The sequence below is a fragment of the Caballeronia sp. BR00000012568055 genome (assembly GCF_029439455.1).
Classification (GTDB): Bacteria; Pseudomonadota; Gammaproteobacteria; order Burkholderiales; family Burkholderiaceae; genus Caballeronia.
Window position 1 is genome coordinate 12,730 of record NZ_JAQFVG010000061.1, and the last position, 20,925, is coordinate 33,654.

Below are 20,925 nucleotides of genomic sequence, written 5' to 3' on the forward strand. Positions count from 1 at the left end.
GCTTATTCCGCGAAATACCCGTATAAATGACGCCTTATCGCGCGATTCGATCGCCCGCGCCTGCGATAACGTGTCAGCCTCGACTCCCACGTCTGCGGGCACTCATCATGGCGCTTCCTTTAGCCGATCCCTTCGCGCATGCCGAAGCGCATTTCAAGCGCGCGTTGCTGCTGGTCAGCCAGTTTCGGCACGCGCAGGCGGAGATCGAATATCGCCATGTGCTGAGCCTTTTGCCCGATGCCGCCGAAGCGCACAGCAATCTCGCCAACGTGCTCGAAGTGCTGGACCGGCTGCCGGAAGCGGAAACGCATGTGCGGATCGCGCTGTGTCTGAATCCGGCGCTGGCGGAGGCGCACTACAACCTCGGCAGTCTGATGCGTCAGCAAGGGCGGCTGAAGGAAGCGGAAGCGGCGTATCGGCAGGCGCTGGCGCTGCGTCCGGATTATTTCGATGCCACGTTTTCGCTCGCCACGCTTCTGATCAGCATCGGCGAATACGAGGAAGGGTGGATGCGGTACGAGTCGCGCTATATGCATCCGCTGTTCGTGCATGGGCGATCGCGGGAGCTGCTGCGTTGCGAGCCCTGGCGCGGTGAGACGCTGGCGGGCAAATCGCTGCTGGTGTGGCAGGAAGACGGTCTCGGCGACATGATCCAGTTCGCCCGCTATCTGCCGATGCTCAAAGCCGCGGGCGCGCGGCGCATCACGGTGGCATGCGTGGGCGCGCTGCATCGCCTGATCGCTTCTGTCGATGGCGTCGATGCCGTGCTCGATCACGATACCGCGCAGTCTCAACGCTTCGATTGCTGGACCAGTCTGATGAGCGCGCCGCATCACTTCGGCACGCGATTGGACACGATTCCCGCGCCGTGGCCGGTGCGCGCGGAAGCGGCATCGATCGAAAAATGGCGGCGCGCGCTCGATGCGCTGCCGGGCAAGCGTCGCATAGGTCTCGTGTGGAAGGGCAATCCGAAGCATCACAACGATGAAAATCGCTCTCTGCCGTCTTTATCGACGCTTGCGCCGCTCTGGAGCGTGCCCGACGTGAGTTTCGTCAGCCTGCAAAAAGGCGCGCACGAAACCGACGATGCGCCTGTGCTGCCGCTAGGCGCCCTCACCACCGATCTCGCCGATACCGCCGCGATCATCGCTCAACTCGATCTGGTGATTGGCGTGGACACATCAGTCGCGCATCTCGCCGCGACGATGGGCAAGCCGTGCTGGATTCTGCTGCCCGAACGCGATGTGGATTGGCGCTGGATGCATCAGCGCGATGATTCGCCGTGGTATCCGCAGACGGTGCGGCTGTTCAGGCAGTGGGGAGAGGGCGGCTGGACCCGCTCGATCGAACGGGTCCGGAGGGCGTTGCTGGACTTCTGAATCTGATTTAGCCGGGCTGACGCTCGGAAACCGTCTCGTGATGCGCGTCGTAGGACGGCGCGGACGGATCGGTCGGCAGCGACGAGCCTTGCGAAGCCGCCAGCGCGTTTTCCACCGACGGGCCGATCGCATCGGTAAACGTCTTCGGATGCACACCGATCGCCAGCACCAGCACGGCCATCGCCCCGAACAACACGAATTCACGACGGCCGATATCGCGCAATTTCGCCACGCGGTCGTTCTTCACCGCGCCGAACATCACGCGCTTGTACATCCACAACGTGTACGCCGCGCTCAGGATCAGCGACAAAGCCGCCGCCGCGCCGACCCAGAAGTTGAAGCGGATCGCGCCCATCAGCACCAGAAATTCGCCGACGAAACCGGACGTGCCCGGCAGGCCGACATTGGCCATCGAAAACAGCATGGCGTAGGTGGCGAACTTCGGCATGGTGTTGGCGACGCCGCCGTAGGCATCGATGGAACCGTTGCGGGTGCGGTCGAACAGCACGCCGGTGCACAGCAGCATCGCGCCTGACACCACGCCGTAGGACAACATCTGCACCACCGCGCCTTCGGTGCCGATGCGGTCGAAGGTGAACAGGCCGAGCGTCACCAGACCCATATGCGCGACGCCCGAATACGCGAGCAGCTTGCGCATGTCGGTCTGCGCCAGCGCCACCAGACTGCCGTAGATGATGGCGACGAGCGACAACGCGATCATCGCCGGGGCGAAGAAGTGCGACGCGTCCGGGACGATCGGCAAGACATAGCGCAACATGCCATAGCCACCGATCTTCAGCATGCCGAGCAGCACCGCCGCGCCGGTCGGGCCTTCGGCGTTGACATCGGGCAGCCAGGTGTGGACCGGCCACATCGGCACCTTGACCGAGAAGGCGGCGACGAAGCACAGGAAGATCACCACTTGCGGGATGAAATCGAGCTTGAGCGCGCGCCACGCGTCGATATCGAAGGTATGCGCCTGCGTCCACAGATAGATCAGCGCGGCCAGCATGGCCAGCGAGCCGAACAGCGAGAAAAAGAAGAACCGCAGCGCCGCGTAGATGCGCTTTTCGCCGTTGCCCCACGTGCCGATCAGCAGATACAGCGGGATCAGCGAGGCTTCGAAGAAGGCGAAGAACAACATGCCATCGAGCGAGGTGAACACGCCCTGCATGCAGCCCGCGAGCACGAGGAATGCGCCGTAGAACTGCGCGACCTGCTTCGTGACCGAGCGCCACGACGCGATAAAGATGATGAGCGTGGTCACGGCCGTCAGCATGGTGAACCACAGCGAAATGCCATCGACCCCGAGGTGATACGACGCGCCGAATTGCGGCAACCAGTCTACGCGCTCGACGAACTGCATGGCGCTCGACGAATTATCGAACTGGGAAACCAGCTGGATAGCGGGCAGCAGCGAGAGCAGCGCGCCGAACATCGCGACCGCGCGCGAGAGCGTGGCGGACGGTGCAAAGGTCAGCACGAAGATGCCCGAGACGACTGGAATCCAGATGAGGAAGCTAAGAACGGACGGCAGGTGCATATGCATGATCAAAAAATCGGCGCAAAGCGTGGCCAGACACGCGATGCGTGCTCGCTGAAACTGCGCGGGTGACTAACGGATGAAAAGGCGGGACAGATGCGTTGCAGTTTTTTGCATCGCAGCGCAACCGGCATTATGCCGCATCTGCTTAAGGGTTAACGAGAGTAACTCAAAGAAATGCGTGTTGGGGCGCTATCGGAGGGCGGAATTTATTGCTTGGGATGAGGTTGACTTTGTTTTTGTGTGGCGTTCCATGTGGCAAGTTTTCGCCGTCGAAAGCGGATTGTCGGCAATTTTTAACCTTTAGGCTGAGTCGATTACGGCGCTAATCGACTCAAGAAATGAGTCGATTAATCGCACGCCCCCGAACAAAAACGAGCCGAAATGCCACATCCGCCGCATCCCCCTTACAAATAAGCTCATTTCTCCGGGCTTGCCCTGATTTGCCCGAATGTTGCAGGCGCTTAGCCTAGACATCAAAGGAGACAAGCATGAAAAAGGTATTCAATGCCGCCGTATTCGCGCTTTTGACTTACCTCGTCGCCGACCGCGCCATGCTGCACGCGCAAGGCAACGACCTCGGCTCCGCTGCGTGCTCACAGAGCGCCGCGCAGGTCGAATACGATGCGCTGAGCAAAGGTTTCAGCCAAGCCGCTGCCAGCAGTCAGCGTGACGCGCATCGCTCGCAATGTCTCGTCATGGGCCGCCGCCAGCCCGGCCAGATGATGGCGATGAAGTAAGCATCCTCCGTTCAAACGCCGACGCTCCTCGCCACCGCGAAGCGTCGCGCCTGCCTTCGCGCCGTGACAAATGCGCGCACAAATTTAACTATCCAGTTAGAATATCAGGGTTAACGCTAGCGATGCGACCTCTGCGGTCCATCGCGATTCATGCGCTCGAAACCGCGCAAGAGGGCGCCTGACTTCATCACCGCTTCGGGCAATCGTGAATCGTGAAGAGGCTCGCCGCCCGCCAGCGGTGCGAGTCCGATTCCCTGGAGAGAAATTCGATGTCTACGAGTGAACCCCGTCCTTCAGCCTTCCTGAGAGCCGGGTGTGTGATGTTGGGTCTGGCGATGCTGGCCACCGGTCTGTTCTTTGTCGTCGGCGGCGCGAAGCTCGCGTTTTTGCACGGCAGCGCGTACTTCCTGATCGCAGGCGTGGTGATCGTCGCGGCGGCGGTGCAGTTCATGCGCGCGAAAGCATCGGCGGTGGTGATTTATGGCGTGGCGTTCATCGGGACGCTCATTTGGGCCTTGTTCGATGCAGGCATCGACTTCTGGCCGCTGGTATCGCGTCTCATGCTGCCGTCCGGTTTTATGATGCTCGCGCTGCTGACATGGCCGTCGCTGCGTTGTAATCAAAGTGGCAAGTTCGCGTACGGCGCAGCGGCATTGATTGCGCTGTGCATGGGCATCACGTTCGTGCAGATGTTTCAGCCGCATCCCACCGTTCCGTTCGATGGCACGCCCACGCCGCTCACGCCGCTTGCCGAAGGCACCGCCCAACAGCAAAAGAACTGGGCCAACTACGGCAACACGCCGGGCGGCAGCCGCTTCGTCGCGCTGAATCAGATTACGCGCGATAACGTCAAGAACCTCCACGTCGCGTGGACTTTCCATACGGGCGATACCCCCATTAGCCCGACCGGCAACGGCGCGGAAGATCAGGAAACGCCGCTGCAGATCGGCGACCGCTTGTTCCTGTGCACGCCGCACAACAACGTGATCGCCGTCGATGCCGACACCGGCAAGCAAATCTGGAAGCGCGAAATCAACGCGCAGGCGCAAGTGTGGAACCGCTGTCGCGGCCTCGCTTATTTCGATGCGACGCAACCGCTGCCGCAACCCACGGTCGCAGGCGCGAGCGCGGCGACGCCGGTATCGGTGGCGGCGGGCGAGGGCTGTCAGCGTCGTCTGTTGATGAACACGATCGACGCGCGCCTCGTCGCCATCGATGCCGATACGGGCGCGCTCTGCGAAGGCTTCGGCGACCACGGTTTCGTCGATCTGAAAGCGGGCCTGGGCGATGCAGCCGATCCGAAATACCAGCTCACGTCCGCGCCGACGCTCGCGGGCACGACCGTCGTGGTCGGCGGACGTGTGGCCGATAACGTACAGACCGACATGCCCGGCGGCGTGATGCGCGGCTTCGATGTCATCACAGGCGCGATGCGCTGGGCCTTCGATCCCGGCCACGACGATCCGAACGCGCACTTGCTGCCGGGACAAACCTTCGCACGCAGCACGCCGAACTCGTGGGCGCCGATGTCCTACGATCCCGCGATGAACACCGTCTTTATCCCGATGGGCAGTTCGTCGGTGGACCTGTGGGGCGCGAATCGCACGCCGCTGGATCACAAGTACGCGACCTCGATCCTCGCCCTCGACGCCAACACGGGCAAGGAGAAGTGGGTCTATCAGACGGTCCACAACGATCTCTGGGACTTCGACGTGCCCATGCAGCCGAGCCTGATCGACTTCCCCGAAGCGGATGGATCGACGAAACCGGCCGTGGTGTTCGGCACCAAGTCGGGCCAGATTTTCGTGCTGGATCGGCTGACGGGCAAGCCGCTCACCAAGGTCGAAGAGCGTCCGATCAAGAAAGGCAGGATTCCGAACGAGCAGTATCCGCAGACGCAGCCGTTCTCGGTCGGCATGCCGACGATCGGCGTCGGTCCGTTGAAGGAATCGGATATGTGGGGCGCAACGCCCTTCGATCAACTCATGTGCCGCATCAGCTTCAAGTCGATGCGCTACGACGGCCTGTTCACCGCGCCGGACACGGATGTATCGCTCAGTTTCCCCGGCTCGCTCGGCGGCATGAACTGGGGCAGCTTATCGACCGATCCGAACAATCACGTCATCTTCGTCAACGACATGCGTCTGGGTCTGTGGGTGCAGATGATCCCGCAGAAAACCGATAACGCCGCCGCGAGCAATGGCGGCGAGGCGGTCAACACGGGCATGGGCGCGGTGCCGCTGAAGGGCACGCCGTACACGGTGAACAAGAACCGCTTTATGTCGCCGCTGGGCATTCCGTGTCAGAAGCCGCCGTTCGGCTCGCTGTCGGCAGTCGATCTGAAGACGCGCAAGATTCTGTGGCAAGTGCCGGTCGGCACCGTGCAGGACACCGGACCGTTCGGCGTGAAGATGGGCATGAAAATGCCGATCGGCATGCCGACGCTCGGCGGCACGCTGGCGACGCAGGGCGGGCTGGTGTTTATCGCCGGGACGCAGGATTACTATCTGCGCGCCTTCGATAGCGCCACCGGTCAGGAAGTGTGGAAGGCGCGTCTGCCGGTCGGCAGTCAGGGCGGTCCGATGAGTTATCAGTCGCCGAAGACGGGCAAGCAGTACGTGGTGATTTCGGCGGGCGGCGCGCGTCAGTCGCCGGATCGCGGAGACTATGTGATCGCGTATTCGTTGAATTGACGCATGTTTTCAGAAGGCCGCGCGATGATGTCGCGCGGCCTTTTTTGTTAGCCCGGAATGATGCGCTCGGTCTTCAGACGTCCGAACAAATCGAAGAATGCATCGGGCGTGCTTTGATAGTCGAGGAAGCCTGCTCTACGGCTTTTCGACATATCCGTGAGCACTTCCATCGGACGGCCGAGGTCGGCATCCGTATGCCACCATGACACCAGTTTGCCGATGTCTTTCTCGACAAGATCATGACGCGTGGCAATGGCTTCCCACGTTTTCGCTGCGTGATTCATGCGGTTTTCCAGCGGCCGCGTCTCGCCGTCGAACGGCGCAGGCTCGATGCCGAAGTACGCCGCGATCTGCTCCCACATCCATTTCCAGCGAAACACATCGCCGTTCACGACGTTGAACGCTTCGTCGCGCGCTTGCGGCGTGGTCGATGCCCATTCGAGATGCCGCGCGAGCAGGCGGGCGTCGGTCATATCGGTGAGGCCGTTCCATTGTGCGGCGGAACCGGGGAATACAAACGGCTCGCCCGTCGCCTTGCATAACGTCGCGTAGACGGCGAGCGTGACGCCCATGTTCATCGCGTTGCCGACTGCATAGCCGATGATCGTATGCGGGCGATGCACGCTCCAGCCGAAACCGTGGCGGCGCGCGGCATCGAATAGACGGTCTTCCTGCTCGTAGTAGAAGTTGTCGACGGGCTGACGGCCTTGTTCTTCGCGGAACGGCGTCATGGGCACGCTGCCTTTGGCATACGCTTCGAACGGGCCGAGATAGTGCTTCAGGCCCGTGACGAGGGCGGCATGGCGAATGGCGCCGGAAGGAGCGAGCGCATCGAGCACGTTGGAGACCATTGCGCCGTTCACGCGGATATTCTCCGCCTCGCTCGCCTGCCGCGACCAGGCCGTGAAGAACACATGACTGAAGGCGCGATCCTTCAGCGCGTCCGCAACCGACAACGCCGAAGTCAGATCCGTCGTGATCGATTCGACGCCCGCAGGCGCGGGCGTCCGTCCGCGCGACAGCCCCGAAATGGACCAGCCGCCGCGCGACTGAAGATGCTCGGCGAGATTGCGCCCGACAATGCCGGTCGCGCCGATGATAAGTGCATGCTGATTCATGGCGATATAAGCGGTTCGGCTTGATCGATCGAAGAGTGTGACCGAATGCGCCGAACTCTGCTCGCTCGCTTCTACGCGATTAGGCGATGACCGATCCGCGCGCCGCCCGACGACGCATGATCGCGTTGAAAAGCGGCGTGGCCATCAGCGTGCTGAGCACGGCCATCAGCACGAGAATCGAAAACAGGCCGGGCAGAATCACGCCCGCCGCCAGCCCGATATTGATGATGATCAGTTCCATCAGACCGCGCGCGTTCATCAGCGCGCCGATGGCCATGGCATCGGTCGAAGGTTCGCCGTTCAGACGCGCCGCCGCCCAGCACGCGATCCCTTTGCCGCCGAACGATGCCAGCAGAATCGCGCCCGCAGCGGCCATGATGGCGGGGTCCATCAGCATGTCCAGACGCGTGTTGAGGCCGGAGTAAGTGAAGAACATCGGCAGCAGAAACACGACGACGAAGGGTTGCAGCGACTCGCGCAGCTTCTCGGTAAGCGGCCCGCGCGGCAAGGCGACGCCGAGCAAAAAGCCGCCGAATACCGCGTGAATGCCGATGGCGTCCATTGCAAAGGCGCAGACGGCGAACAGCACGAGCACGGTGGCGAGTACGCCGTGAGGCAGTGGTTGATCGGCGTCGAGGCCATCGGCCAATTTGCGCAGCAATTTTTGTCCGACGAAGATCATGAACAGCGCGAAGGCCACGCCGCCGCCGATCGCCAGATACGCGCCGGTCCACGCGCCGCCGAAGCTTGCGAGCACGATGGCGAGGATGCACCACGCGGCGGCATCGTCGAAAGCGCCTGCGGTGAGCGCGAGTGTGCCGAGCGATGTGCCTGCGAGGCCGCGTTCGTGGATGATGCGCGCGAGCATCGGAAACGCGGTGATGGCGATCGCCGCGCCCAGAAACAGCGATGCCTCCGACAACCGCGCCTTTGCCGCGAACAACCCCGGCACCGAATGCAGCCACGGCGCGAGCGCGAAGGCCAGCACGAAAGGCACCAGAATGCCCGCCAGCGATACGCTCATCGCGCTTTTGGCGCGCGCACGGAAATGATCGGCGCGAAACTCGGTTCCGACCAGAAACATGTATAGACCGACGCCGAGTTGCGCAGCCACATACAACATGCCGAGCGTCGCTTTGGGAAACAGCGCCTGCTGCCAGTGCGGCAACAGCAGCCCGAACAGCGACGGCCCGAGCAGCACGCCCGCGATCATTTCACCAACCACTTGCGGCTGTCCGAGACGTTGCGCGAGCCTGCCGACCAACTGACTCGCCAGCACGAACACGGCGGCTTGCGCGAAGAAATAGACGGAGAGTTGGGACGTGGGCATCGTCGTCGGAAGAAAGAAGTTGAAAGGCGAAGAAAGACGATATTACAGGCGTCGCCGTCGATGTTAAGCGTTCATGGGATAATTCTGGTTTTCGCCCGAAACTTGACTCAAGAGGTCGGTCGCACGGGCGCACCGGGCTTTATCCCACGGCTCGTGTAAGTGCTGCGCTTTTTTCCGCGATTTTCCAGACCAATCAAGATGCCCACATACCGTTCCAAAACCTCCACCGCCGGCCGCAACATGGCAGGCGCGCGCTCGCTGTGGCGCGCGACCGGCATGAAAGACGAAGACTTTTCGAAGCCGATCATCGCCGTCGTCAATTCGTTTACGCAATTCGTGCCGGGTCACGTGCACCTGAAGGATCTCGGCCAACTGGTCGCGCGCGAGATCGAAGCGGCGGGCGGCGTCGCCAAGGAATTCAACACCATTGCCGTCGATGACGGCATCGCCATGGGTCACGACGGCATGCTCTACTCGCTGCCGAGCCGCGACATCATCGCGGATTCGGTGGAGTACATGGTCAACGCGCACTGCGCGGACGCCATGGTGTGCATCTCCAATTGCGACAAGATCACCCCCGGCATGCTAATGGCCGCGATGCGCCTCGACATTCCGGTGATCTTCGTTTCAGGCGGCCCGATGGAAGCGGGCAAGACGCGGCTGGCGAATCCGGTGACGAAGAAAATCGAACTGAAAAAGCTCGATCTCGTCGATGCCATGGTGATCGCCGCCGACACGAACTACACCGACGAACAAGTGGCCGAAGTCGAACGCTCGGCGTGCCCGACCTGCGGTTCATGCTCGGGCATGTTCACCGCCAACTCGATGAACTGCCTGACCGAAGCGCTCGGCCTCTCGCTGCCGGGCAACGGCACGGTGGTCGCCACGCACGCGGACCGCGAGCAGTTGTTCAAGCGCGCGGGACGTCGCATTGTGGAACTGGCGCGGCAGTATTACGAGCAGGAAGATGCGCGCGTGTTGCCGCGTTCGGTCGGCTTCAAAGCGTTTGAAAATGCCATGACGCTCGACATCGCAATGGGTGGATCGACCAATACGATTCTGCATTTGCTGGCGATTGCGCGCGAAGCCGAGATCGACTTCACGATGAAGGATATCGATCGTTTGTCGCGCACGGTGCCGCAGTTGTGCAAGGTCGCGCCGAACACAAACAAGTATCACATCGAAGACGTGCATCGCGCGGGCGGCATCATGGCGATTCTGGGCGAACTGGATCGCGCGGGCAAACTGCATACCGATGTGCCGACAGTGCACGCGCCGAGCATGAAGGAAGCGCTCGCGCAGTGGGATATCACGCTCACCGACGACGAAGCGGTCAAGACCTTCTACATGGCCGGTCCCGCCGGCATTCCGACGCAGACCGCGTTCAGCCAGAACACGCGCTGGCCGAGCCTCGATTCGGATCGCGCGGAAGGCTGCATTCGTTCGTACGAGCACGCGTTCTCGAAGGAAGGCGGGCTGGCGGTGCTGACGGGCAATATCGCGCTGGACGGCTGCGTAGTGAAGACTGCGGGCGTGGACGAAAGTATTTTGGTGTTCGAAGGATCGGCGCACGTGACCGAATCGCAGGACGAAGCGGTCGAGAACATTCTGAACGACAAGGTCAAGGCGGGCGATGTGGTGATCGTGCGCTACGAAGGTCCGAAGGGCGGTCCGGGCATGCAGGAAATGCTGTATCCGACGAGCTATATCAAGTCGAAGGGTTTGGGCAAGGCCTGCGCGCTGCTGACCGATGGACGATTCTCGGGCGGCACGTCGGGTCTGTCGATCGGGCATTGCTCGCCGGAAGCGGCGGCGGGTGGTGCGATTGGTTTGGTGCGCAATGGCGACCGGATTCGTATCGACATTCCGAATCGCACGATCGATGTGTTGTTGTCCGATGAGGAACTCGCGCGTCGTCGTGAAGAACAGAACGCGAAGGGTTGGAAGCCGGTTCATGCGCGTCCGCGCAAGGTGTCGGCGGCGCTGAAGGCCTATGCGAAGCTGGTGATGTCGGCGGATAAGGGCGCGGTGCGGGATTTGTCGTTGTTGGATGATTGAGGTTTGGCCCTGAGTTGAGTGTCGTAGAAAAGCCGCTTCTTGAAGCGGCTTTTTTTCGCCTCACCGATACCCATACTCCCCATCCGGCACAAACACATATCCCACTCTCCGCAGCGTCACGATTCGCCGGGGAATCGCCGGATTATCTTCGAGCAGCCGACGCAATCTCCACACCGGCACATCGATTCCGCGTTCCGTCACCGGCGCTTCCTGCCCATATAACAACTCGATAATCCGCGCCCGTGAAAGCGGCTGCAGCGGATGCTGCGTGAATATCACCAGCAGCGCGAACTCGTTTGGCGTCAGGCTGACCGGCGTGTCGTCGCTGAAGAGTGCGTGCGCGGCGAGATCGAGTGTGAAGTGGCCGAAGCGATACGCAGATGACATAGACGCCCCATGCAGTCGAGACTCGTTGAGCGTCGAGACTAACGCCAATCCGGCGTCATGGATCATTACAAACCTCGCCGGCAATTTACGGCGTGTTACGAGTGTGTCCTTTAAGCGTATTGCCAGCGGCTTTGCATCGCTGACGGATACGCTTCATTGCATTACGTGATGCCGTCGATTATTACGTTCACGAATGTTCGTCGCTGAGAGAACGATCGAACGTATTACGATTTGATTCGCCATCCTTACGTAATAAATCCAGCATGACACGCGCGCCATCTTCGCTTTATTACAAGCCTTAGAAGAAGGTAACCCGCTGTTATCGCGGCTCGGGTATCGTCCGGTTCAGGCTTCATGCTCAGGTCGAACCCTGTCTCTGGAGGATGTTTTCATGCGCGGTCGTATTCAGTTTTCGATTCACCGTCGCGGGAGGCAGCCATGAGCGCCGCAGCCGTGGAAGAACGCAAGCGCCCGAAGCGGCGTGGGCTGAGCATCATCATCGGGATTGCGCTGTTGATCGTGCTCGGTCTGGTGATATGGCATCTCGTGCATCGAAAGCCCGCTGCGCGTGGCGCGCAGGCGCAAGTGGTCAGCGTTGCAAAAGCGACCACGGGCGATATGCCCGAAACGCTCAACGCGCCCGGCACGGTGACGCCGGTTGCAACCGTGACCGTGCTGCCGCAGTTGTCCGGCTATCTGACCGCAGTCGGCTACAAGGAAGGTCAGGATGTGGTGAAAGGCCAGTTCCTCGCGCAGATCGATCCGCGTCAGTACGAAATCGACAAGCAGCAGGCCGAAGCGCAGCTTGCGAAGGATCGCGCATCGCTGGCGCAGGCGCACGCCGATCTCGCGCGTTATACGAAGCTCAACGCGCAGAAATCCATCGCAGAACAAACTTTTGCGGATCAGCAATTCACTGTGCAGCAAGACGAAGCCGCCGTGCAGGCCGACCTCGCCAATATCCGCCAGTTCGATCTCGATCTCACGTATTGCCGGATCGTCGCGCCGGTCTCGGGGCGCGTGGGCTTGCGGCTCGTCGATCCGGGCAATTACGTGACGGCATCGAGCAGTCCGGGCATCGCGGTCATTACGACGATCACGCCGACCACGGTGGAATTCGCCGTGCCGCAAGACTCGCTGGGCAAAGTGCTCGATCGCTTCCAGAGCGGTGCGAAGCTGACCGTGACCGCATCCAGCAGCGATAACACCAAACAACTCGGCACCGGCACGCTCTACGCGCTGAGCAATCAGATCGTTACCAGCACGGGGACGGTGACCTTGCGTGCGGATTTCGCCAACGAGAACAAAATTCTGTTCCCGAACGAATTCGTCAACGTGAAACTGCTCGTCGATACGCTGCAAAACGCGTTGCTCGTGCCCACTGCGGCGGTTCAAAGCGGCGCGCCCGGCAACTTCGTGTATCGCGTGAATGCGAATGATACGGTATCCGTAATAAAAGTCGGAATCGGCGCGAGCGATGGTGTTCATACGGTTATCTCTTCCGGCTTGCAGGCGAACGACACAGTGGTAACCGACGGCATGGACCGCCTGAGCGATGGCGCGAAAATCCGCGTGTCAGGTTCGAATGCAGGCGCGACGGCCGCCAAAAAATGAATCTATCCCGCCCGTTCATTTTGCGCCCCGTCGCGACGTCCTTGCTGATGATCGCGATGGTGTTGGTCGGCGTCGTTGCCATGCACTTTCTGCCGGTGTCTTCGCTGCCCGATGTCGATTACCCGACCATTCAGGTGCAGACCTTCTATCCCGGTGCATCGCCCGATGTGATGGCAACCACCGTCACCGCGCCGCTCGAAGTGCAATTGGGCGAAATCCCCGGCGTCCAGCAGATGATTTCGTATAGCTCGGAAGGCTCATCGGTCATTACGCTGCAATTCGATTTGTCGCTGAGTCTGGATGTCGCCGAGCAAGACGTGCAGCAGGCCATCAACGCAGCCAACAGCTACTTGCCGACCGGTTTGCCCGCACCGCCAACCTACGCGAAAGTGAATCCGGCCGACCAACCGATCATGACGCTCGCGATCACGTCGAAGTCGATGTCGCTTACGCAGTTGCAGGACGTGGCGAACAATCGGCTCGGCACGAAGATATCGGAAGTGCCGGGCGTGGGTCTGGTGACGGCTGCGGGCGGCAACGTGCCCGCCGTGCGCGTGGAAGCCGATCCGAACAAGCTCGCCGCCTACAACCTGAATATCGACGACTTGCGCACGCTGCTGGCGAACGTCAACGTGAGTCAGCCGAAGGGCAATTTCGACGGTCCCGAACTCGATTACACGGTGAATTCCAACGATCAGATCACCGATCCTCAGGACTACATGAATACCGTGATCGCGTATCAGAACGGCTCGCCGGTGTTTCTGCGCGACGTCGCGCGCGCGACCGCAGGCGCACAGGATATCGAACGCGGCGCGTGGAGCGGCAAGACCGCCGCGATCGTGCTGAACGTGCAGCGTCAGCCGGGCGCGAACGTGATCGCGACCGTGAATCAGATTCGCAAGCAGCTTCCCGCGCTCGAATCCACCTTGCCTGCAGGCATGGAAGTGAAAGTCGTCGCTGACAGCACCGGCGTGATCCGCGCCTCCGTACGCGATGCCGCGTGGGAACTCGTGCTCGCCGTTGTGCTCGTGGTGGCGGTGATCTTCGTGTTTCTGCGCAACGTGCCCGCGACCATCGTGCCGAGCATTTCGGTGCCGGTATCGCTGGTCGGCACGCTCGCGATCATGTACGAGTTGCATTATTCGATCGACAATCTCTCGCTGATGGCGCTCATAATCGCGACGGGCTTCGTGGTGGATGATTCCATCGTGATGATCGAAAACGTCGTTCGATACCTCGAAGAAGGCATGAAACCGCTCGATGCCGCGTTGGCCGGTGCAGGTCAGATCGGCTTCACAATTCTTTCGCTTACCTTATCATTGATCGCCGTTCTGATACCGCTGCTGTTTATGGGCGGCGTGATCGGGCGGCTATTCAGCGAGTTTGCGGTAACGCTGGCGGTGACCATCGTGATATCGGCGGTGGTATCGCTTACCGTGGTGCCGATGATGTGCGCACGCATTCTCCGCGCACAGAACGATCGCAAGCCGAGCCGCTTCGAGCGCATGAGCGAGCACGTGTTCGATCGCACGCAACATGCGTATGAGCGCGGTCTCGTTTGGGTGCTCGATCATCAATTGCTCACGATGATTATCTTCGTCGCAACCGTTGCGTTGACGGCCGTGCTCTACATCGTCATTCCGAAGGGCTTGTTTCCGACGCAAGACGTGGGCGTGATCGAAGGCATCAGCGTGGCGGACAAATCCGTTTCTTACGCAGCGATGGCCACGCGCCAGCAAGCACTCGCCGATGCCATTTTGAAGGACCCGGATGTCGTTTCAATCACGTCGTATGTGGGTATCGACGGGATCAATACGACGCTGAATAACGGGCGCTTTTTGATCAACCTGAAGGACCGCGATGACCGCTCCGACAGCGCCGAGGAAATCTCGCGCCGTCTGTCGAACAAAACCGCGAATGTGTCGGGCATCAAGCTGTTCGTGCGGCCCGAACAGGACCTGACACTCGATACATCGATCTCGCCCAACGCATACAAGCTCACCTTGCGCGGTCCGAGCCAGCAAGTGCTCGAGCAATACGTGCCCGCGCTCGTTACGAAGATGAAGGGCCTGCACGATCTCACCGACGTTACCAGCGATCTCGACAATTCCGGCCCCGGCATTCAGGTCGATGTGAACCGGCAGCTCGCCGCGCGTTACGGCATCACGCCCGCGACCATCGATAACGCGTTGTACGATGCGCTCGGGCAACGTATCGTTTCGACGATTTTTCAGCAGTCGGATCAGCATCGCGTGATTCTGGTTGCGAAGCCCGAGTCGCTCTCAACGGTTCAATCGCTCGGCGATCTATATTTGCCGACGCAAACCGGCACCACGGGACAAGTACCGTTGCGTCAGATCGCAACCTTGCGCATCACGCAGACGCCACTTGTCATCAGCCGTCTCGCGCAGTTTCCTGTCGCGACGATATCGTTCAATCTCGCGCCGGGTGCATCGCTTTCAACGGCGGTGAAGCAGATTCGCGATGAGCAGAACGCGCTTGCATTGCCCGCATCGATCAGCGTGTCGTTTCAGGGCGCGGCGCAAGCGTTCGAAGACTCGCTGTCCAGCGAGGTTTATCTGTTACTCGCTGCGTTGATCGCGGTGTATATCGTGCTCGGCGTGCTGTACGAAAGCTTTGTTCATCCGGTGACGATTCTTTCTACGCTGCCTTCCGCGGGCATCGGCGCATTGCTTGCATTGATGATCGCGGGAAGCGATCTCGATGTGATCGGCATCATCGGCATTGTGTTGTTGATCGGCATCGTCAAGAAGAACGCCATCATGATGGTGGACTTCGCGCTCGAAGCCGAACGCGAACACGGCAAGCCGCCGCGCGAAGCGATTTTCGAAGCATCGCTGCTGCGTTTGCGGCCTATTTTGATGACCACGTTCGCGGCCATGCTCGGCGCGTTGCCCATGCTCGTCGGCACGGGCACGGGTTCCGAATTGCGTCGTCCATTAGGACTTGCGATCATCGGCGGGTTGACGGTGAGTCAGGTATTGACGCTGTTCACTACGCCTGTCATTTACTTGTTGTTCGATCGTCTTGCTCAACGCGTGCGTGCGCGTCGAACGAGTGAGGCCGCGCCGTCATGAACCCCTCGGCGCTTTTCATTCGACGGCCCGTAGCGACGACGCTGCTCGCTATCGCCATCGCGCTATCGGGTTTGCTGGCGGTGTTCAGGCTGCCGGTTGGACCGTTGCCGAACACGGCGTTTCCCGTGATCGTGGTGCAGGCGACGATGGCAGGCGCGAGTCCGGAGACGATGGCATCGACCGTTGCGGAACCCCTTGAAAAAAGGCTCGGAACGATAGCGGAGGTGAACGAACTCACATCGATCAATTCGGTAGGTACGTCATTGATCGTGATTCAATTCGGACTCACGCGCGATATCAACGGCGCCGCGCGCGATGTCGAAGCAGCCATCCAGGCCTCGCGCGCCGACTTACCGACCACGTTACGCAGCAATCCTACCTATCGGCAATACAATCCGGCTGAAGCGCCGCTCGCGGTCCTCGCGCTCACGTCCGACACCCTCACCACCGCACAACTCTACGATTCCGCCGATTCGGTCATTCAGCAGCAGCTATCGCAAATTACCGGCGTTGGCCAGATTACCGTGGGCGGCGGCGCGTTGCCTGCGGTGCGTGTGGAGTTGCAGCCGGGCAAGCTCAATAGTTATGGAATCGGACTGGAAGACGTGCGTGCGTCGCTGAGTGCGGCGAATGCGGACAGCGCGAAAGGACATATCGATCAAAAAGATCAGCGATACGAAGTATTATCAAATGATCAGATCAAGAAAGCCGCGCCGTATCGCGATCTGGTGATTGCGTATCGAAGCGGCGCGCCGGTCATGCTGCGCGATGTCGCCGATGTGATCGACTCGAACGAAAGTATCCGCAATGCAGGGCTTTATAACGGTAAGGCTGCGGTGCTCGTGATCGTGTTTCCGCAACCCGGCGGCAATATCGTGCGTACAGTGCAGCAGATTCGCGCGGTGCTGCCATCGATCGAAGCCACGCTGCCTGGCGATGTAAAAGTGCACGTCGCGGTGGATCACTCGCAATCTGTGTGCGCATCCGTAGGCGATACGGGACGCACGCTGTTCATCGCCGTGTTGCTCGTCGTGGGCGTGGTATTCGTGTTCCTGCGCTCGCCGCGTTCCGCGCTGATCCCTGCCGTCGCGCTGCCGCTGTCGATCGTCGGCACGTTCGGGCCGATGTATCTGCTGGGCTACAGCATCGACAATTTATCGCTGATGGCGCTGACCATTGGCACGGGCTTCGTCGTGGACGATGCCGTCGTCGTGCTGGAAAACGTGATGCGCCATATCGAAGCCGGCATGCCGCCGCATGAGGCTGCGTTGAAGGGCAGTGGAGAAGTCGCCTTCACGGTCCTCTCGATGAGCCTCTCGTTGATCGCGGTGTTTCTGCCTATTTTGCTGATGCCGGGCATCGTCGGCTTGCTGTTTCACGAGTTCGCGGTGACGCTGTCGATTGCGATTCTGATATCGCTCGTGGTGTCGCTGACCATCACGCCTGCGATGTGCGCGTACTTGCTCAAGCAAGCGCCGGAGCAAAAGCCGCGCTGGATCGACCGCATGTTCGAACGCATGACGCAGGCGTATTCGCGCTCGCTGACCGCCGTGCTCGATCATTCGCTGCTCGTGGTGCTGGTACTGATTGCGTTGATCGTTGCGAACGTGGCGCTGTTTCGTTACGTGCCTTCGACGTTCTTTCCCGAGCAAGACAACGGCACGCTGATGGGGCAAATCATCGCGGATCAAAGCATTTCGTTCCCGGCGATGAAGCAAAAACTCGCGCAATTGCAGGCGATTGTGTAGAAAGATCCGGCGGTGCTGTCGGTGGCGGGTTTTACGGGCGGACGCGCGTTGAACACCGCGCAGGTGTTTATCGCGTTGAAGCCGCTGGCGCAGCGGCATGCGTCCGCGCAACAAGTGGTGAATCGTCTGCGTCCGAAACTGGATGCGGTGTCCGGCGCGCGATTGTTCTTGCAGGCGCAGCAGGACTTGCGTATCGGCGGACGGCAATCGGCGGCGGAGTATCAGTACACGCTCACCGGTGATGACGCCGATCAGCTTTTCAAATGGACTCCGAAGCTTGTTGCCGCGTTGGGAAAGTATCGCGCGCAATTGGTCGATGTGAACTCGGACTTGCAGCAAAACGGCCTGCAAACCATGGTGCAGATCCAGCGCGCCACGGCCAAACGTTACGGCTTCGATCCGAATCAAGTCGATAACGTGCTGTACGACGCGCTTGGCCAGCGCACGGTATCGACAATTTATAACGCCTTGAATCAGTATGCGGTGGTGATGGAAGTCGCGCCGCCGTATTGGCAATATCCGAATCAACTCGACCGCTTGTATCTGTCTACCGCAGCGGGCAATGCGAACGGCACCGCGCAAACGCAAATGATGAAGAGCACGGTCAGCGGCGTGACGGCGGCATCGGCGGTTTCAGCGGTTTCGGCGACTACGAGCACATCCTCATCGACCAGTTTGACTAATTCGGATGCCGAAGCAAATGCCACGACCAATGCCATTTCCAATTCGAAGGGCGGCACATCCAGCGGCAGTGCCGACAGCACCGCAGCGGAAACGATGGTCCCGCTCAACGCACTCGCCACATTCTCCAACAGCCACACTGCAACGCAAGTGAACCATCAGGGCGGACAAGTGGCCGCGACGCTTTCGTTCAATTTGCCGCCGAATGGATCGCTGTCGGCAGCGGGGCAGGCGATTGCAGAAGCGAGCCAGGAAATCGGCATGCCCGCTGCAATTCACGGCGGATTCGCGGGCGCAGCGCAAGCGTACTCGCAATCGATGGGCGCGGTGCCTCTGCTGATCGCGGCCGCGCTTGGCGTGGTGTATCTCGTGCTCGGCATCCTCTACGAAAACACCGTGCATCCGATCACCATTCTTTCCACGCTGCCATCGGCGGGCATCGGCGCGACGCTGGCCTTGCTGATCTTCGGCACGCCGTTTTCCGTCATCGCGATGATCGGCATGATTCTGCTGATCGGTATCGTCAAGAAGAACGGCATCATGATGGTCGATGTGGCAATTCAACTGCAACGCAACGAAGGCTACGACGCCGCGCGCGCCGTTCACGACGCCGCCGTCGTTCGTCTGCGTCCGATCCTCATGACCACGCTCGCTGCCGTGCTCGGCGCGGTGCCGCTGGCGATCGGCATCGGGCAGGGCGCGTCGTTGCGTCAGCCGCTGGGCGTCACGGTGATCGGCGGTCTCATTCTCAGTCAGGTGTTCACGCTCTACACGACGCCTGTGATCTATCTCTATCTGGACCGGCTGCGGGCGCGTCTCGCCGCCTGGGCCGCCCGGCTGCCGTGGAACCGGCAGCGCGAGTCCGAGGCCGCGCAATGAAAATCCCTCTTGTTTTGCTGATGTCGGCGATGATGGCGGCTTGTACGGTTGGTCCCGATTATCATCGGCCGATGGTGTCGGTGCCGGCGACGTATAAGTCGCTCGATGGCTGGACCGCCGCGCAACCCGATGCCGCTGCCGCACCCAAAGGCGACTGGTGGACCGCGTTTCACGATCCGTTGCTCGATGAGTTGGAGCCGCAGGTGGCGGTATCGAATCAGACGGTCAGGCAGAGTCTGGCGAATTATCAGGAGGCCTTGGCAGAGGTGCGATTGGCGCGTGCTTCGTTGTTTCCGACGCTCGGCGTGACGGGTTCTGGCACGCGGCAACGCGCGGGCACGAGTACATTGACGACGTTTAGCGGACGCAATACGGTGAACAATTCGGCCTCGCTTGAGGGCGAGGTGGACTGGGCGCCGGATTTCTGGGGCAAGGTGCGACGTTCTATCGAAGAAAGCGCGGCGACGGCGCAGGCCAGTGAAGCGACGCTTGCAAATGCTACGTTATCCGAACAAGTTGCATTGGCCGAAGCGGTGATCGATCTGCGCATTACCGATGCCAATATCGATCTGCTTCAGCGCACGGTGAAGGCCTACACCGAATCGCTGCGCGTGACGCAGAATCAATCCGATGCGGGGACGATCGCGCCATCCGACCTCATTACGGCGCGTACGCAATTGGAGACGGCGCAGTCGAGTCTGATTGCGCTGGGTGTATCGCGGGCGAAGTACGAGCATGCGATTGCGGTGCTGGTCGGGCGCAATCCCGAATCGCTCGATGTGGCGCATGGTCTTGCGTTACCGACTTTGCCGGAGATTCCTGCTGGTGTGCCTTCTACGCTGTTGGAGCGGCGGCCGGATATTGCTGTCGCGGAGCGGCAAATGGCTGCGCAGAATGCGGCTATTGGCGTGGCCGTTGCGGCTTACTATCCGACTATTTCGCTTTCTGGCGTGCTTGAGTTTTCAAGTTCGCCGCTTGCGGGATTGTTCAATATTGCTAACTATGTTTGGTCGCTTGGTGGCAGCGCCAGTGAAACTATTTTCGATGGCGGTGCACGTAGTGCTCAGGTTGATGCTGCGCGTGCTGCTTATGATGCAACCGTTGCTAATTATCGTGGCACGGTGTTGGGCGCATTCCAGAATGTTGAGGACGATTTGTCCGGGTTGCGGATTCTTGCGCAGCAGCAGGTGGCGATCGATCAGGCTGTACTCGATGCGCGGCATGGGGCGGAAGTTGCACTGAATGAGTATCAGGCTGGGACTGTTGATTACACGACGGTTGCGACTGCTCAAGCTACGCAGTTGACTGATGAGCAGACGGCGCTTGGGGTTACTGAATCGCGGTTGATTGATGCTGCGGCGTTGTATGGGGATTTGGGCGGAGGGTGGGTTGGGTTTTGAGGGTACTGCTTCTGTTTGTTGTTTGGCTTATTCAGTAGCCGCCTCCCCGGCGGGGGGGTAACTTTCTTTGCTGCTGCAAAGAAAGTCACCAAAGAAAGCAGCTTTTTCAACCAGGCACTGCCCGTTGAAAGGGCAAGTGGATTAAGGGTCTCCCTCGGTGACAATAGCTTGACGCCACGGAGGCCTGCCCGGCCTGTCAGCGAATAGGTACGGTCTGGTTTGAGCACCTCTGTTTCCTAAGCAGAGCGGCCCGCGCT

11 protein-coding genes and 1 pseudogene are annotated in these 20,925 nt (G+C 60.5%); 8 read left to right on the forward strand and 4 right to left on the reverse strand.

Translation table 11 applies throughout. From position 1 onward, the window contains the following. Nucleotides 1–107 precede the first annotated feature (107 nt). A complete protein-coding gene (locus P7F28_RS04350; RefSeq protein WP_277183212.1) occupies nt 108–1,379 on the forward strand; it encodes a tetratricopeptide repeat-containing glycosyltransferase family protein in 1,272 nt (423 codons plus the stop codon). A 7-nt stretch (nt 1,380–1,386) separates the two neighbouring features. Here the strand turns inward: P7F28_RS04350 and P7F28_RS04355 are convergent, their stop codons facing one another. Beyond that, entirely contained in the window at nt 1,387–2,922 is a 1,536-nt protein-coding gene (locus P7F28_RS04355) for a NuoM family protein (protein ID WP_277183222.1), read from the reverse strand. A 491-nt stretch (nt 2,923–3,413) separates the two neighbouring features. Here P7F28_RS04355 and P7F28_RS04360 point away from each other — a divergent pair, with 491 nt between their 5' ends. Both P7F28_RS04360 and P7F28_RS04365 read left to right on the forward strand, forming a co-directional pair. Continuing rightward, nucleotides 3,414–3,662: an adhesin gene (locus P7F28_RS04360; protein WP_277183213.1), complete on the forward strand. Its 249-nt coding sequence runs from the start codon at nt 3,414–3,416 to the stop codon at nt 3,660–3,662. A gap of 269 nt (nt 3,663–3,931) precedes the next feature. Further along, complete coding sequence (locus P7F28_RS04365) at nt 3,932–6,355, forward strand: membrane-bound PQQ-dependent dehydrogenase, glucose/quinate/shikimate family (protein ID WP_277183214.1); 2,424 nt, start codon at nt 3,932–3,934, stop codon at nt 6,353–6,355. Nucleotides 6,356–6,402: 47 nt separating this feature from the next. Here P7F28_RS04365 and P7F28_RS04370 read toward each other — a convergent pair whose 3' ends face one another. Next, complete coding sequence (locus P7F28_RS04370) at nt 6,403–7,473, reverse strand: SDR family oxidoreductase (RefSeq protein WP_277183215.1); 1,071 nt, start codon at nt 7,471–7,473, stop codon at nt 6,403–6,405. 79 nt (nt 7,474–7,552) lie between these two features. Further along, a complete protein-coding gene (locus tag P7F28_RS04375) occupies nt 7,553–8,803 on the reverse strand; it encodes a cation:proton antiporter (RefSeq protein WP_277183216.1) in 1,251 nt (416 codons plus the stop codon). 198 nt (nt 8,804–9,001) lie between these two features. Between P7F28_RS04375 and ilvD the strand changes: the two genes are divergently transcribed. Further along, complete coding sequence (gene ilvD, locus P7F28_RS04380) at nt 9,002–10,861, forward strand: dihydroxy-acid dehydratase (protein ID WP_277183217.1); 1,860 nt, start codon at nt 9,002–9,004, stop codon at nt 10,859–10,861. Between the two features lie 60 nt (nt 10,862–10,921). On the opposite strand, the gene P7F28_RS04385 is transcribed toward ilvD, so the two are convergent. Beyond that, a complete protein-coding gene (locus P7F28_RS04385; protein WP_277183218.1) occupies nt 10,922–11,248 on the reverse strand; it encodes a winged helix-turn-helix domain-containing protein in 327 nt (108 codons plus the stop codon). Nucleotides 11,249–11,686: 438 nt separating this feature from the next. On the opposite strand from P7F28_RS04385, the gene P7F28_RS04390 reads away from it, so the two are divergent. The 4 genes and pseudogenes from P7F28_RS04390 to P7F28_RS04405 all read left to right on the forward strand — a co-directional run bounded on the left by P7F28_RS04390 (nt 11,687) and on the right by P7F28_RS04405 (nt 20,668). Continuing rightward, a complete protein-coding gene (locus P7F28_RS04390) occupies nt 11,687–12,862 on the forward strand; it encodes an efflux RND transporter periplasmic adaptor subunit (RefSeq protein WP_277183219.1) in 1,176 nt (391 codons plus the stop codon). Beyond that, the gene (locus tag P7F28_RS04395) at nt 12,859–15,960 is read left to right on the forward strand and encodes an efflux RND transporter permease subunit (protein WP_277183220.1); all 3,102 of its coding nucleotides are present in this window, start codon (nt 12,859–12,861) and stop codon (nt 15,958–15,960) included. The genes P7F28_RS04390 and P7F28_RS04395 overlap by 4 nt, the downstream gene beginning before the upstream one ends. Continuing rightward, nucleotides 15,957–19,268: pseudogene (locus tag P7F28_RS04400) on the forward strand (efflux RND transporter permease subunit). The gene P7F28_RS04395 and the pseudogene P7F28_RS04400 overlap by 4 nt, the downstream one beginning before the upstream one ends. Next, nucleotides 19,265–20,668 carry an efflux transporter outer membrane subunit gene (locus tag P7F28_RS04405; protein WP_277183221.1) on the forward strand — a complete coding sequence of 468 codons (1,404 nt, stop codon included), beginning with the start codon at nt 19,265–19,267 and terminating at the stop codon, nt 20,666–20,668. The pseudogene P7F28_RS04400 and the gene P7F28_RS04405 overlap by 4 nt, the downstream one beginning before the upstream one ends. The last annotated feature ends 257 nt before the right edge of the window (nt 20,669–20,925 follow it).

Coding starts and splice junctions, on each gene's coding strand:
- P7F28_RS04350 (WP_277183212.1), top strand. CDS start 108: ATGGCGCTTCCTTTAGCCGATCCCTTCGCGCATGCCGAAGCGCATTTC.
- P7F28_RS04355 (WP_277183222.1), bottom strand. CDS start 2,922: ATGCACCTGCCGTCCGTTCTTAGCTTCCTCATCTGGATTCCAGTCGTC.
- P7F28_RS04360 (WP_277183213.1), top strand. CDS start 3,414: ATGAAAAAGGTATTCAATGCCGCCGTATTCGCGCTTTTGACTTACCTC.
- P7F28_RS04365 (WP_277183214.1), top strand. CDS start 3,932: ATGTCTACGAGTGAACCCCGTCCTTCAGCCTTCCTGAGAGCCGGGTGT.
- P7F28_RS04370 (WP_277183215.1), bottom strand. CDS start 7,473: ATGAATCAGCATGCACTTATCATCGGCGCGACCGGCATTGTCGGGCGC.
- P7F28_RS04375 (WP_277183216.1), bottom strand. CDS start 8,803: ATGCCCACGTCCCAACTCTCCGTCTATTTCTTCGCGCAAGCCGCCGTG.
- ilvD (WP_277183217.1), top strand. CDS start 9,002: ATGCCCACATACCGTTCCAAAACCTCCACCGCCGGCCGCAACATGGCA.
- P7F28_RS04385 (WP_277183218.1), bottom strand. CDS start 11,248: ATGTCATCTGCGTATCGCTTCGGCCACTTCACACTCGATCTCGCCGCG.
- P7F28_RS04390 (WP_277183219.1), top strand. CDS start 11,687: ATGAGCGCCGCAGCCGTGGAAGAACGCAAGCGCCCGAAGCGGCGTGGG.
- P7F28_RS04395 (WP_277183220.1), top strand. CDS start 12,859: ATGAATCTATCCCGCCCGTTCATTTTGCGCCCCGTCGCGACGTCCTTG.
- P7F28_RS04405 (WP_277183221.1), top strand. CDS start 19,265: ATGAAAATCCCTCTTGTTTTGCTGATGTCGGCGATGATGGCGGCTTGT.